Source organism: Bradyrhizobium sp. LHD-71, from assembly GCF_031157255.1.
In the GTDB taxonomy this organism is placed as follows: domain Bacteria; phylum Pseudomonadota; class Alphaproteobacteria; order Rhizobiales; family Xanthobacteraceae; genus P52-10.
Genome location: NZ_JAVIFX010000017.1, coordinates 25279 through 38291, shown reverse-complemented (window position 1 = coordinate 38291; position 13013 = coordinate 25279). Strand labels below are relative to the sequence as shown.

At 63.1% G+C, this 13013-nt stretch carries 12 protein-coding genes; 8 read left to right on the top strand and 4 right to left on the bottom strand.

Annotated elements, in window-relative coordinates; translation table 11 throughout:
- Window positions 1-13 precede the first annotated feature (13 nt).
- The 3 genes from fabD to RCO31_RS19305 form a co-directional block, all read right to left on the bottom strand.
- Window positions 14-952, bottom strand: a complete 939-nt coding sequence (fabD, locus tag RCO31_RS19315; RefSeq protein ID WP_308970067.1) for an ACP S-malonyltransferase — start codon at window positions 950-952, stop codon at window positions 14-16.
- A 285-nt stretch (window positions 953-1237) separates the two neighbouring features.
- On the bottom strand, window positions 1238-2263 hold the full coding sequence (locus RCO31_RS19310; RefSeq protein ID WP_308970066.1) for a fatty acid desaturase family protein: 1026 nt from the start codon (window positions 2261-2263) through the stop codon (window positions 1238-1240).
- Window positions 2260-2949, bottom strand: a complete 690-nt coding sequence (locus RCO31_RS19305; protein ID WP_308970065.1) for a TetR/AcrR family transcriptional regulator C-terminal domain-containing protein — start codon at window positions 2947-2949, stop codon at window positions 2260-2262. The genes RCO31_RS19310 and RCO31_RS19305 overlap by 4 nt, the downstream gene beginning before the upstream one ends.
- A 305-nt stretch (window positions 2950-3254) precedes the next feature.
- On the opposite strand from RCO31_RS19305, the gene rpsF reads away from it, so the two are divergent.
- The 4 genes from rpsF to rplI all read left to right on the top strand — a co-directional run bounded on the left by rpsF (window position 3255) and on the right by rplI (window position 5761).
- Entirely contained in the window at window positions 3255-3734 is a 480-nt protein-coding gene (rpsF, locus tag RCO31_RS19300; RefSeq protein WP_308970064.1) for a 30S ribosomal protein S6, read from the top strand.
- Between the two features lie 10 nt (window positions 3735-3744).
- The gene (gene rpsR, locus RCO31_RS19295; RefSeq protein WP_308970202.1) at window positions 3745-3984 is read left to right on the top strand and encodes a 30S ribosomal protein S18; all 240 of its coding nucleotides are present in this window, start codon (window positions 3745-3747) and stop codon (window positions 3982-3984) included.
- Window positions 3985-4141: 157 nt separating this feature from the next.
- Window positions 4142-5119, top strand: a complete 978-nt coding sequence (locus RCO31_RS19290) for a hypothetical protein (protein WP_308970063.1) — start codon at window positions 4142-4144, stop codon at window positions 5117-5119.
- Between the two features lie 33 nt (window positions 5120-5152).
- Complete coding sequence (gene rplI, locus RCO31_RS19285) at window positions 5153-5761, top strand: 50S ribosomal protein L9 (RefSeq protein ID WP_308970062.1); 609 nt, start codon at window positions 5153-5155, stop codon at window positions 5759-5761.
- 81 nt (window positions 5762-5842) lie between these two features.
- Here the strand turns inward: rplI and RCO31_RS19280 are convergent, their stop codons facing one another.
- A complete protein-coding gene (locus RCO31_RS19280) occupies window positions 5843-6667 on the bottom strand; it encodes a hypothetical protein (RefSeq protein WP_374991506.1) in 825 nt (274 codons plus the stop codon).
- Between the two features lie 396 nt (window positions 6668-7063).
- Here RCO31_RS19280 and RCO31_RS19275 point away from each other — a divergent pair, with 396 nt between their 5' ends.
- The 4 genes from RCO31_RS19275 (at window position 7064) to radA (ending at window position 12996) form a co-directional block, all read left to right on the top strand.
- The gene (locus RCO31_RS19275; protein ID WP_308970061.1) at window positions 7064-8317 is read left to right on the top strand and encodes a cyclopropane-fatty-acyl-phospholipid synthase family protein; all 1254 of its coding nucleotides are present in this window, start codon (window positions 7064-7066) and stop codon (window positions 8315-8317) included.
- 379 nt (window positions 8318-8696) lie between these two features.
- Window positions 8697-10193 carry a replicative DNA helicase gene (locus RCO31_RS19270; protein WP_308970060.1) on the top strand — a complete coding sequence of 499 codons (1497 nt, stop codon included), beginning with the start codon at window positions 8697-8699 and terminating at the stop codon, window positions 10191-10193.
- A 168-nt stretch (window positions 10194-10361) separates the two neighbouring features.
- Window positions 10362-11474 carry an alanine racemase gene (gene alr / locus RCO31_RS19265; protein WP_308970200.1) on the top strand — a complete coding sequence of 371 codons (1113 nt, stop codon included), beginning with the start codon at window positions 10362-10364 and terminating at the stop codon, window positions 11472-11474.
- 109 nt (window positions 11475-11583) lie between these two features.
- The gene (gene radA, locus RCO31_RS19260; protein WP_308970059.1) at window positions 11584-12996 is read left to right on the top strand and encodes a DNA repair protein RadA; all 1413 of its coding nucleotides are present in this window, start codon (window positions 11584-11586) and stop codon (window positions 12994-12996) included.
- Window positions 12997-13013: the final 17 nt, after the last annotated feature.

Genomic DNA, 13013 nt, shown 5'->3' with positions numbered 1-13013 from the left:
GTGAGGAAAGCGATCAGCCGGCGGCCTTCACCGCGGCGATATCGGCCGGCGAGCCGACTGAAACGCCAGTCGCACCATCGGCGATGCGCTTAACCAGACCGGTGAGCACCTTGCCGGCACCGATCTCGAAGAATTTCGTCACGCCTTCGCCCGCCATATACACGACCGACTCGCGCCAGCGCACGGTCCCGGTCACCTGCTCGATCAGGCGGCGGCGAATCTCATCCGGATCGTCGATCGCAGACGCAAGCACGTTAGAGACCAACGGCACCGCAGGCCTGTTGATCGTCACCTTCGAGAGCGCGTCCGCCATCACGTCGGCGGCAGGCTTCATCAGGCTGCAATGGAAGGGCGCCGATACCGGCAGCAGCATCGCACGCTTGGCGCCCTTGCCTCGGGCGATTTCCACAGCTCGATCGACAGCTTCCTTGTTGCCCGACACAACGACCTGTCCGCCGCCATTGTCATTTGCCGGATCGCAGACCTGGCCCTGAGCCGCCTCCCTGGCAGTGGTCACCGCTGCTTCATAATCAAGCCCGAGCAACGCAGCCATCGCGCCGACGCCGACCGGCACCGCCTTCTGCATTGCGCGCCCGCGCGTCCGCAACAGCTTCGCCGCGTCGGAGACCGAGAACGCGCCGGCGGCTGCAAGCGCCGAATACTCCCCAAGCGAATGGCCGGCGACGAATTTTGCATCGCTGACCGAAATTCCTGCCTCTGATTCGAGCACGCGCAATGTCGCGATCGACACAGCCATCAGCGCCGGCTGCGCATTTTCCGTCAGCGTCAGCGTCTCCGCCGGACCGGCCCAAATGATATCCGTGAGCTTCTCGCCGAGTGCGGCATCAACCTCTTCGAACACGGCTTGGGCCACAGGGAATGCATCGGCAAGCGCCTTGCCCATGCCGACCACCTGTGAGCCCTGCCCTGGAAAAGTAAATGCGATCGCCATGTTCCGCTTCCGCCCCCGACAAGCACAGCCTTCCGAACGGCGCGCCATGAACTCGCGCCGTAAAAGACCGGCAAGGGGTAGAATGTCAAGCCGCCACAAGTGTCCTGGCTTCTAACGTTCGCACCACTTTGCAGCGACCTCGCCTGCCAACGTCAGGGCCAAAGGGACCGCAGCAACTTTATGAAGCCAGTGTGCTTTTTGGATTCGACGTTCATACGTACGGCTTGCAGCAATGGTCGTACGACGCCAGATCCAGCGCACTTGCGCACAGCGCCATGCGGGGTGCTAGAAGCCAGACGCCACCTGATCGGCGTCCACCTTCAGCCCAGCCTGGGCACGCCGCGCGTGCCCGGCAATGTCGCCAGGCCGATCCTCTCTGCCCGGCTTCGACATCGCAAGCCGCAGCACCGCTGCATATCCAGGCTGCACCTCCATCCGCTCCGCATGGGGGCCAGCGCAAAGAATGTGGTGCACACGCGGCAGGTTGTAACACGGCACATAAAAAAGCAGATGATGCTCGAGATGATAGTTGACGTAGTACGGCGCAATGAACAGGCGCTCGAGAAAATTCGCTTGCGTCGTGCGCGTGTTGCGCAGCGGATCGTCGCTGTCAGGCACGACTGCGTGCTCGGCGATATTGCGGATACGCGTGATCACCATCTGCCAGGTCAGCAACGGCAGCAGCCACAGAAATGGATAGGCCCACCATGCTCCGGCGATCGCGAGGCCTGCGAACAGGATCGCATTCGTGACGAGTTGGGGACCAAGCTTGGACCAGAAGTGCCGCGCGCGCTGCGCTAGCGGCCATTCAGGCCGGCCGAGCGCGTTCAGAATCTGCGCCTTTCGCTGCTGATAGCCCGTCTGGCCAGTGATATCGCGCAGGAATTTGCGCCGGTAGCTTGCAGGCGTGATCGGAAACGGCGCGGACAGGACGAGATCAGGATCGTCTTCCTGCTGCGTATGCACATGATGCTTGAGGTGATAGCGGCGATAGGCGCGCGTCTCGGCAAACACAGGGTAGGCACAGAACCACTGGCTCAGCCACAAGTTCAGTTTCTCGTCCCTTGCGAGCCCACCATGCGCTCCCTCATGCATCAAAACGGCAAGCCCGAGCTGCCGCGATCCGATGATCGCAACGGCGAGCAGGAAAGTCAGTGGATTTGGCAACCAGACCACGAGTGCCATCGCCGCGAGAATCAGCATCCAGGCGTGGACGATCAGCGCGATCCCCTTCCAATGCGACCGTTCGCGCACGTCGGCAAGTTGCTCCGCACTCATGATATCGCGGGCGAGAAGGCGCATCGCTGTCATGATGAACTCCCCTGATCGGATGAAGCCTGGCCCGAAGCGCCCGCGACCAACCTGAGTCGCTCCGCTGGATTTGCATCAGCTTGCGCGTCGAGCACGCGCAGCATCTCGGCAGCGAGCTCTTCGGTCGAGCGGCCGATGGCGTGGCCCTCCAGCCCGACGCCGAGCGCAATCGCCCAGAAGCGTCTGGCCGATGTTTCCGGATCAAGACGCGAGCGCCAGCCATGCGCCTTCATTTGACCTTCGAACGCGCGCAAACCTTCGGCATGCAGGCGCGCGATGGTGCGCTCGATCAGCGGCGCCAGGTCCTGCCGGCGTCGCGTCAGCGTCAGAGCTTCCGCAAAGAACGGCAGCGCGTCGGCATGCATGACGCTGTCGACCAGCGCCCGCGTGTATTGCCGCGTGGTCTGTGCCGCGGCTGCGGCCTCTTCCGCGGCACGGCCCGCATAGAGCACGTCGCGGCAGGCCGCCTCGACGAACAGCGCTTCCTTGGTGCGGAAGTAATAGGTGATCTGGCTCGGAAAGGCGTCGGCAGCTGCGGCGATATCGGCAAAAGAGACCCCGGCCAACCCGCGATCCTTGAAGAGGAGGCTTGCGGCATCGAGAAGCCGCGAACGCATCTGTCGTCCGGCGGTGCGCGTTGCCCGAACGGCGTGCTTCGGGATCGCCTTCTCGGTGGGCTCGGCCATCGCTTTCTCCCGATTTATTTGTATAACATACAAACAAGCCCGTCAAGCTGTTCCGCTCGGGGGCCCGATTGGGCCGTCGCTGCGCTTTTGCTTGCCAAACAGCCAAAATATCCTATAAGGCCCGCCATCCGCTGCTTCCGGCCGGGAGCTGAACGGACGGTCTCAACAATCCCTCTTGATTGATGCGGCAGGGCCAGTCGGCCCGTCGTCCGGTGTTTCCGCCTTCTGAGCTATCGACGAACCTTTCCCGAAGGGTTCGAAGGGCTTGCCGCCGGTTGTTGCGCCCACTTAGGAAAGGACTTTCCATGCCACTTTATGAGCATGTGTTCCTCGCGCGTCAGGATGCGAGCCCCCAGCAGGTCGAGGAGCTGACCGCCCAGATCAAGGGCGTGGTCGAACAATTGGGCGGCAAGGTCAAAAAGACTGAATCCTGGGGGATTCGCTCCCTCACCTATCGCATGAACAAGAACCGCAAGGCGCACTTCACGCTGCTCAACATTGATGGGCCGGCTTCGATCGTTGCCGAGATCGAGCGTCAGGAGCGCATCCATGAGGACGTTATCCGCTACCTCACCGTACGCGTCGACGAGCTCGAGGACGGCCCGTCGGCGATGATGCGCAAGGCCGAACGCGACCGTGACGAACGCGGCGAGCGCGGCTTTGGCGGCGGCGGATTTGGCGGTGGCGGCTTCCGCGGAGATCGCGACCGCGGAGATCGCGGCGACCGCCCGCGTCGTCCGCGTGAAGATGAAGCAACCACAGCCACTACCGAGACCCAGGAGTAAGCCCATGGCCATGGCTGCAAGCACCCAGCGCCGTCCGTTCTTCCGCCGCCGCAAAACCTGCCCGTTCACGGGCGCGAACGCGCCGAAGATCGACTACAAGGACGCCAAGCTCCTCGTCCGCTACGTGTCCGAGCGCGGCAAGATCGTCCCGAGCCGCATCACGGCCGTGTCCGCCAAGAAGCAGCGTGAGCTTGCGCGCGCCATCAAGCGCTCGCGGTTTCTCGGACTGCTGCCTTACGTCATTCGCTAACCTGATCCGGGCTAGGATTTGACATTCCAGGTCTCGCCGTCGGGATGAGACCGCCAGACTGATTTTCATAAGATCTCGGGAATCCGCCCGAGGTCGATGGTTGAGGCGGATGCAACGCGCCGCTTCTAACCGCTCGAAGGGAGCGGGACAGCTGATGATGAACATTCTCATTGCAGTCGCGGCCGGCTGCGCAGCCGGTTTGATGTTTGCGTCGATCGTTTCCGGCGCACTGATCTCGCTATTGCTGTTCTATCTCGCGCCGCTGCCATTGATGGTCGCAGCGCTGGGCTGGGGACCGACAAGCGCGCTGATCGGAGCGGTCACGGCCGGTGCCGGCCTCGGCCTTGCGTTCGGCTTCGCCTATTTCGCCGCCTTCATTGTCACCGTCGGCCTGCCCGCATTCTGGCTGGGGCATCTGACACTGCTTGCACAGCCTGCCACGGCAGCCGGCGCGAGCAGCACAAACGGTTTGTCGCCGGCACCTGCCGAGGCGCTGGAATGGTATCCCCCAGGCCGCCTTGTGCTCTGGATCGCGGTGTTTGCCTGTCTCATCACACTAAGCGCCCTGCTGACCCTCGGCAGCGACTACGAGACGATCATGGCAGCACTCCGCCGCGGCCTTACACGCATCATCGGTGCGCGCGGTGGCGCCGCATCCGACACCGACACGGATGCCGTGCTGGACGCAATTGCGCAGATTGCGCCGGCCGCAGCCACGCTGGTCGCAATGTTCACGCTGACGCTCAACCTGTGGCTCTCGGGCAAGATCGTCCTTACCTCCGGGCGACTGCACCGACCGTGGCCCGATCTCCGCAGCATCGAGCTGCCGCAGGTTGTCATGATCGTGCTTGCAGCCACGCTTGCGCTGTCGTTCACCAGCGGGCTGCTCGCCATGCTTTCGCAGATCGCCAGCGCGGCTCTCTTGACGGCTTACATGCTGGTCGGCTTCGCGGTGCTGCATGTCATCACGCAATCGTCCAGCGCGCGCCTGTTGTGGCTGATCGCCGCTTATGGCGGCGTCGTTATCTTGGGTTGGCCGGCGCTGATCATCGTGATGCTCGGCCTCTTAGAGGGCGCGATCGGGCTGCGCCGCCGATTCGCCGGCAGGGCCAAGCCGCCCTCCCTTTCCTCCTGACAACTCAACGATCCAACTAGACGGAGAATAATCATGGAAGTCATTTTGCTGGAACGCGTCGCAAAGCTCGGACAGATGGGCGAAATCGTCCGTGTGAGAGACGGATTTGCCCGCAATTTCCTGCTACCGCAGGGCAAGGCGTTGCGCGCGACCAAGGACAACCGCGCCAAGTTCGACGGCATGAAAGCCGAGCTCGAGGCGCGCAACCTCCAGGCCAAGGGGGAAGCCGAGAAGGCGGCTGCGAAGATCGACGGTCGCGACGTCGTAGTGTTGCGTCAGGCATCCGACACCGGTCAGCTCTACGGCTCCGTGTCGAGCCGCGATCTCGTTTCGCTGTTCGAGGCCGAGGGCATCAAGGTCACGCGCGGACAGATCCTGCTCGACGCACCGATCAAGACGATCGGCAAGCACCGGATTGATATTGCCGTGCATCCGGAGGTCGAGGTCACCGTCACTGTCACCGTGGCGCGCAATGCCGACGAAGCCGCGCGCATCAAGCGCGGCGAGGACGTGACAGTTCGCCGCGAAGAGGAGGACGAGGCTGCCGAAGCTCTCGCTGCGGCCGAAGAGTTCTTCGAACCGGAAGCGCGCAAGCAGGAAGACGGCGGCGAAACTACCGAGGCGACCGAAGAGAAGGCCTGATCAGGCGACAGGATTTCCGAAATGAAAGGCGCCGGCTCAAGCCGGCGCCTTTTTCGCTGCATCAAAGACGGCCACCTTGCGCTAGGGCTGCTCCTGCGGCTGGAGCGGCAGCCTCCGCTTCTGCTGGAGAGCCCGCGCCGGACGCGGTGCATGGACCTCCTCCTGCATGATGTCGAGCGCCGGTGCTGCCGTTCCGGTTTCCGTGGAGCCCAGTGACTCGGCCTTCCGCGCTTCAGCCACGGAGGGCGGTGCGGCGACGGGCGGTTGTTCTTTCGCCTGCTCCTTTGACGTCCCCTCGGCCTCGGTCGTAGCGGTCGTGCCGCTTTCGGCCGGGTCGCACCCTGGCGAAGCCACAGCAGTTGCGGTGGGCTTTACTTCCGGTTCGGGCGCCGGTGGCGGCGGGAATCCCGGCAGCGTCAAGGCAGTAGGCTGGTCTGGCTGCGTATCACTCTTACTGTCGTCGACTTCCGATGCGACGTTCGATTTTGTCGGTTCTTCAAGCTTGCAGTCAGCCGCAACGATCTCAGATTTGGCTGGCTCGGAGACAGGCGCCCCTTCCCGCTTCTCCACATCGGCCTTCTCAGGTTCGGCCTTTGCCGGTTCGCTGCCCGGCGCGTCCTTTACGGCATCGGTCGGTTCCGGCCTGTCCTTCTTGGCCGCCTTCTGCCTGGCTGACTTGGAAAGGTCCTTCTGGTCGGGGCTGCGCGCCACCACCTCGGGCGCGTCCGCTTTCGCTTTCTGTCTCGGTTCCTGCTTAGGCTCCCGCTTAGGCGCCGGTTCGGCGGCAGCGCGATCGGCACCACCACTGCCGAGCACATAGGCAGCCATTGTCCCGGCCATCTCGTTACCGGTGGTGTAGTGCTGGCGCAAAAAGCCCGAGAGCGAGCCCGGCGACACGTTGCGCAACAGTCCGCGTGGGGACCGGTGGCAGGCGGAACATGTCCCGGAAAAGATCTGCGCAGGCGGCTTTCCTGCATCGAGCGCCTGAGCGGCGGCGGATCGCACTCCGGCGCCGGTCGATCCGCAGAGGCTGACGAGAAGGGCCAAAGCCGCCAAACAGAGCGCTCGGCTCTTCATTCAAACCTCCGGGCAGATGACTCGCGAACTTGCCGCCATGTTCTAGCCGATTGCGCCGCGAATGGAAGGGTTAAGACTGAACGGTGAATCGTCTGTGATTTGATCGGAAATGCTCAGTCAACCGCGGAAATTTGTTGGCTGACTTCCCCAGCCCGCATTGGTCTGGAACCCGAAGGGGCTTATTTGAATTTATGATGACTTCCGCGGCGGTGGGGACGGCCCGTCATGGATCGAGTGCTACGATATTTTCTGACGACCGGAATCCGGCACGGCTCAGTCACAGTGGCCACCCCGGACGGTGCGGTCTTTGTTTGCGGCGATGGCTCGGGCGTACCGATCAAGGTCCGCTTCGTGACCCGATCGGCGGTTCGACGAGTACTGCTCGATCCCGAACTCACCTTTGGCGAGCTCTACATGGACGGCGAGGTGCGCCTCGAACAGGGCTCGATCGCCGACCTTATTGCCGTTCTGCTGGAACAGCCCGGCGCCGGCACACCTCAATGGGCACGACTTCAGGCGGCGCTGCGCTCGCTTGCCCGGCGCGTGCGGCAGTTCAATCCGCGCGGCCGCGCGCTACGCAACGTCGCCCATCACTACGATCTGGACGGCCGCCTTTACGCGCTGTTTCTCGATGCCGACCGGCAATACAGTTGCGCCTACTTCGACAAACCAGGTTTGAGCCTCGAGGAGGCGCAACTCGCCAAGAAGCGCCATATCGCGGCCAAGCTCTTGCTGGAGCAAAACCACTCGATCCTCGACATCGGAAGCGGCTGGGGTGGACTCGCGCGCTATCTTAGTGACGTTTCCAGCTGCCGGGTCACAGGCGTCACCTTGTCCACCGAGCAGCTTCGCTATGCCCACAACCGGCTGAGCGAAAATCCCTCGCCCGGTGTCGAGTTCCGTCTGCAGGACTACCGCGACGTCAAGGGCCCCTTTAATCGCATCGTCTCAGTCGGCATGTTCGAGCATGTCGGTGTCGGCCATTACGACGCTTTCTTTCGACGCTGCGCCGAGCTCCTGACCGATGACGGCGTCATGTTGTTGCATTCGATCGGCAGGTCAGAAGGACCGAGCTCCACGAGCCCCTGGATGGAGAAGTACATCTTCCCCGGCGGCTATATTCCCGCCCTGTCGGAGGTGCTGCCGGCGATCGAACGCGCCGGGCTGCTCGTGAACGACATCGAAATCCTGCGCCTGCACTACGCGGAGACCTTGAAGATGTGGCGCGAGCGCTTCCTCGCGCGCAAGGAAGACGCCGAGCGGCTTTATGATGAGCGGTTTGTGCGGATGTGGGAGTTCTACCTGGCGGCAGCGGAAATGTCGTTCCGTAAGCAGGCCATGATGAACTTCCAGATTCAGATCACCAAGCGGCAAGGCGTCGTGCCAATGACGCGCCACTACATCATCGAAGCCGAAGAGCGGATGCGGCTTGTGGAGTCGCGGTTCAAGGAGCCGAAACTGCAATTGGCAGGCGAATAGACCCACGCGATTCGCAACAAGCGCGTGAGCGTGCAGTCAAGAAGAAGTACGGATCGCGTGTAAGATTCTCTTGTCGAGCCGGTGTGTAACGTGTGAATCAGGGATAAGCCGAGTCGAGGCGGTATCGCTCGTCGGCCGCGCGGTGCTTTATCGCTGGCGTTTTGGATTTTGACGTTCGTGGCCCCGGCCGCTGCGGCGCGCGTACGAACGTCAGATCCAAAAAGCGCACCAGCTGCATAAGGTTGCTAGTGCCCTCTTGGTTCTGACGTTCGCCTACGGGTTGTGCTGCAAAGTGATGCGAACGTTAGAACCGAAACACTAGTTCATTGGCTGAGGTTCGCCGCGTTCCCGTCAACCTTGATCGACCTGCTTCTTTTCCATGGCCCTTTCCGATTCGACCGCACTGAAGCTGGCGCCGACCGCCGGAACGCTCACCTACCGTACCGCGCCGCACAATATCGAGGCCGAGCAAAGCCTGTTGGGCGCGATTCTCGTCAACAACGATGCGTTCTACCGCGTTTCGGACTTCCTCGAACCGCGGCATTTCTTCGAACCGATTCACCAGCATCTCTATGAAGTCGCCGGCAGCCTGATCCGGCTGAACAAGATCGCCACACCGGTGACGTTGAAGACTTTCGTTCCGGCCGAGACCGACATCGGCGGCATGACGGTCGCGCAATATCTGGCCCGGCTCGCCGCTGAGGCCACCACAATCATCAACGCGCAGGACTACGGCCGCACGATCTACGATCTTGCCCTGCGCCGCGATCTCATTCGTATCGGTGAGGACCTGGTCAACGAGGCGTTCGACTCGCCGGTCGACTCCTCGCCGCGCCAGCAGATCGAGGAAGCAGAAAAGCGCCTCTACGAGATCGCCGAAACCGGCCGTTATGACGGCGGCTTCCAGCGCTTCGCGAACGCGCTGACGGCGGCCGTTGACATGGCGGCGAATGCGTACAGGCGCGATGGTGGACTATCCGGCCTCGCGACCGGCCTGCGCGATCTCGATGCCAGGATGGGCGGATTGCAGGCCTCCGACCTCATCATCATCGCGGGCCGCCCCGGCATGGCGAAAACATCGCTTGCAAGCAACATCGGCTACAACATCGCCAAGGCCTATCGCAGCGAGGTGCAGGCCGACGGCCAGATGAAGACAATCGACGGCGGCGTCGTCGGCTTCTTTTCGCTGGAAATGTCGGGTGAACAGCTGGCGACGCGTATCATCGGCGAACGGACGGGAATCTCCTCGAGCATGATCCGCCGCGGCAACATCACCGAGGCCGATTTCGAGAAAATTCGCGATCACGCTATCGAGCTTCAGTCACTGCCCTTTTACATCGACGAAACGGGCGGCCTGTCGATCGCACAGCTCTGTGCGCGTGCGCGGCGGCTGAAACGACAAAAGGGTCTCGACTTGCTGATCGTCGACTACATCCAGTTGCTGTCCGGCTCGTCGCGAAAGTCCGATAACCGCGTGCAGGAAGTCACCGAGATCACGACCAGCCTGAAAGCTCTGGGAAAGGAGCTGCACGTTCCCATCATCGCCCTGTCGCAGCTGTCACGTCAGGTGGAAAACCGCGACGACAAGCGTCCGCAGCTATCCGACCTGCGCGAATCCGGATCGATCGAGCAGGACGCCGACGTCGTCATGTTCCTGTACCGCGAAGAATACTACCTGCAGAACAAGGAGCCGCGTCCGGGCACGCCCGAACACGAAAAGTGGCGGACCGAAATGGACCTGGCCCACGGCAAGGCCGAAGTGATCATCGGCAAGCAGCGTCACGGCCCGACTGGCACTGTCAGTCTTCACTTTGAAGCATCTATCACGCGCTTTTCCGATCTGGCGCCGGATGCCTATGTGCCGGACCGCATGTAGCGGCCCGCCTTGAGCCGTCTCGCGCGATGGGCCGGTTGACCCCCCGCCCTCGCCGCGTAATGTGGCGGGACGGCAACCCCGAATGAGCGCCCGACAGGGCAATGCATGATGGCGCAAGCAGCAGTTTCAGCGATCGGCGGCGAGGCGCATCCAGCCGGCGCAAAACTCATGGATCGCGCCGCCAATGGCCTTCTTACCGTTGATCTCGATGCGATCGTCGCCAACTGGCGCAAGCTGGAGACGCGCGGCGTGCCCGCGGAATGTGCCGGCGTCGTCAAGGCGAACGCCTACGGCTGCGGCATCGAACAAGTCACCCGCGCCCTCAACACTGCGGGCTGCAAGACATTCTTCGTCGCGACGCTGGAGGAAGCGCGCCGCGCCCGCGCAGCCGCGCCGAACGCCACCATCTATGTACTGAACGGCTATTTCGCGGGCACGGGTGCGGCCTTCGCCGAGCTGAACTGCCGGCCCGTGATCGGCGACCTCGGCGAGCTCGCCGAATGGGATGCATTCTGCAAGGTCAACGGATATGCCGGCGGCTGCGCAATCCATGTCGACACCGGCATGAACCGGCTTGGTCTCAGCGTCGCCGAAGCACAGGCTCTATCGGTCCGGGTGGCGCAGCCGGATCACGGCATCACGCTGGTGATGAGCCATCTCGCCTGCGCTGAGGACTTGCAACATTCGTTGAATGGCAAGCAAGCCGCCGCGTTCCGCGAGGTTGCGCGGCTCTTCAGCAACATATCCGCCTCGCTGTCGAATTCATCCGGCATCTTCCTCGGGCCGCAGTTTCAGTTCGACCTGCTCCGCCCTGGGGCCGCGCTCTACGGCGTCAATCCCACGCCGGAAGCAGATAATCCGATGCAGCAGGTGGTCGATCTGAAAGCACGCATCGTGCAGGTCCGCGACGTCGAGAAGGGCGAGACGGTCGGCTACGGCGCGACCTGGACTGCACGGCGTCAAACCCGGCTCGCGATTGTCTCGGCCGGCTACGCCGACGGTTATTTCCGCGCCGCCGGCGGCGTCGACGGCGTACGCACCGCCGATGCGCTCGTAGCGGAGACACGCTGCCCAATCGCCGGCCGCATCTCGATGGACCTGATGGCGATCGATGTCACGGACCTGCCGTCACGACCAAGACGCGGCCAAATGGTCACGCTGATCGGCGGCGACATTACTGTCGACGAACTCGCGTACCACTTCGGCACCATCGGATACGAGGTGCTGACCAGTCTGGGTGACCGCTATCAGCGGGTCTATCGCGGCGGCAGCGCGACATGAAGTTCCGTTGAAGGCAGGTTGAAGGCCAGCTGGCGCGAAGGTTTCAACGGCTGTGCGTCTTGGTCGAAACCCGTGCTATGGCCGTTAGCCTTCCGGAGCAACCGATTCCATGGCCAAAGCCGTTCTCTCTTTCGTTTGCCAGAATTGCGGGGCCGCCTATGGCCGCTGGCAGGGCAAGTGCGAGGCGTGTGGCGAATGGAACACGCTGGCTGAGGAAGACCCCTCCGGCGCCGCCAGCGGACCGGTCAGCCTTCGCGCCAAACGCAAGGGACGCACCTTCGCGCTCCAGTCGCTGACAGGCGAAAACAAGGAGGCTCCGCGACTTGCGTCCGCCATGGCCGAGCTCGACCGCGTCACCGGCGGCGGCTTTGTGCGTGGCTCCGTGCTTCTGCTCGGCGGCGATCCTGGCATCGGCAAGTCGACGCTCCTCATCCAGGCCGCAAGCATGATGGCGAAGGCGAAGCATCGCGTGGTCTATATCTCCGGTGAGGAGGCGGTGGCGCAGGTTCGCCTGCGGGCGGAGCGGCTAGGGCTTGCGGCCGCACCCGTCCAGCTCGCTGCTGAGACGTCGGTTGAGGATATCATTGCAACACTTTCAGAGGGCACGTCCCCTCGCCTCGTCATCATCGATTCAATCCAGACGATGTGGACCGACACCGTGGAATCCGCCCCCGGTACGGTGACGCAGGTGCGGGCTTCGGCTCAGGCGCTGATACGCTTCGCCAAGAGATCCGGTGCGGCACTGATCCTGGTCGGCCATGTCACCAAGGATGGGCAGATCGCCGGGCCCCGCGTGGTCGAGCACATGGTGGACGCGGTGCTGTCCTTCGAAGGAGAAGGCTCGCAGCAATTCCGCATTCTCCGCGCCGTAAAGAATCGATTTGGGCCGACCGACGAGATTGGCGTGTTCGAGATGACCGGCCTCGGCTTGCGCGAAGTGCACAATCCGTCCGAGCTGTTCCTGTCAGAACGCGATCTCGGAACGCCCGGCACCGCTGTTTTCGCAGGCGTCGAAGGCACGCGACCGGTACTGGTCGAACTGCAGGCGCTGGTGGCGCCCACCTCGCTCGGAACGCCGCGCCGCGCCGTGGTCGGCTGGGACCCGAGCCGGCTGTCAATGGTGCTTGCGGTTCTGGAAGCACACTGCGGCGTAAAGCTTTCCGCCCACGACGTTTACCTGAATGTCGCGGGCGGCTTGCGAATTCAGGAGCCGGCGGCCGACCTTGCGGCAGCCGCCGCCCTGGTCTCTTCGCTCACCAACGCGCCGTTACCGGCGGAGGCTGTCTATTTCGGTGAGGTGTCACTTTCAGGCGCCGTGCGTCCGGTGCCGCTCATGCCGGCGCGCTTGAAAGAAGCGGCGAAACTCGGCTTCGCGCGCGCGGTGCTGCCTGAGATGCCGCGCGGCGACGGCGCGGCCGACGCTGGGCTCGCGCTCCATTCGGTTGGCTCCTTGGTCAGCCTGGTTTCGGAGATTGCAGCAAAAGGCAGCAAACGGCGAAGCGCCGCGGCTGGCGGCGGCTAACGGTCGCCAACGTTTCG

Coding starts and splice junctions, on each gene's coding strand:
- RCO31_RS19290 (WP_308970063.1), top strand. CDS start 4,142: ATGAACATTCTCATTGCAGTCGCGGCCGGCTGCGCAGCCGGTTTGATG.
- rpsR (WP_308970202.1), top strand. CDS start 3,745: ATGGCTGCAAGCACCCAGCGCCGTCCGTTCTTCCGCCGCCGCAAAACC.
- radA (WP_308970059.1), top strand. CDS start 11,584: ATGGCCAAAGCCGTTCTCTCTTTCGTTTGCCAGAATTGCGGGGCCGCC.
- rpsF (WP_308970064.1), top strand. CDS start 3,255: ATGCCACTTTATGAGCATGTGTTCCTCGCGCGTCAGGATGCGAGCCCC.
- alr (WP_308970200.1), top strand. CDS start 10,362: ATGGATCGCGCCGCCAATGGCCTTCTTACCGTTGATCTCGATGCGATC.
- rplI (WP_308970062.1), top strand. CDS start 5,153: ATGGAAGTCATTTTGCTGGAACGCGTCGCAAAGCTCGGACAGATGGGC.
- fabD (WP_308970067.1), bottom strand. CDS start 952: ATGGCGATCGCATTTACTTTTCCAGGGCAGGGCTCACAGGTGGTCGGC.
- RCO31_RS19305 (WP_308970065.1), bottom strand. CDS start 2,949: ATGGCCGAGCCCACCGAGAAGGCGATCCCGAAGCACGCCGTTCGGGCA.
- RCO31_RS19310 (WP_308970066.1), bottom strand. CDS start 2,263: ATGACAGCGATGCGCCTTCTCGCCCGCGATATCATGAGTGCGGAGCAA.
- RCO31_RS19275 (WP_308970061.1), top strand. CDS start 7,064: ATGGATCGAGTGCTACGATATTTTCTGACGACCGGAATCCGGCACGGC.
- RCO31_RS19270 (WP_308970060.1), top strand. CDS start 8,697: ATGGCCCTTTCCGATTCGACCGCACTGAAGCTGGCGCCGACCGCCGGA.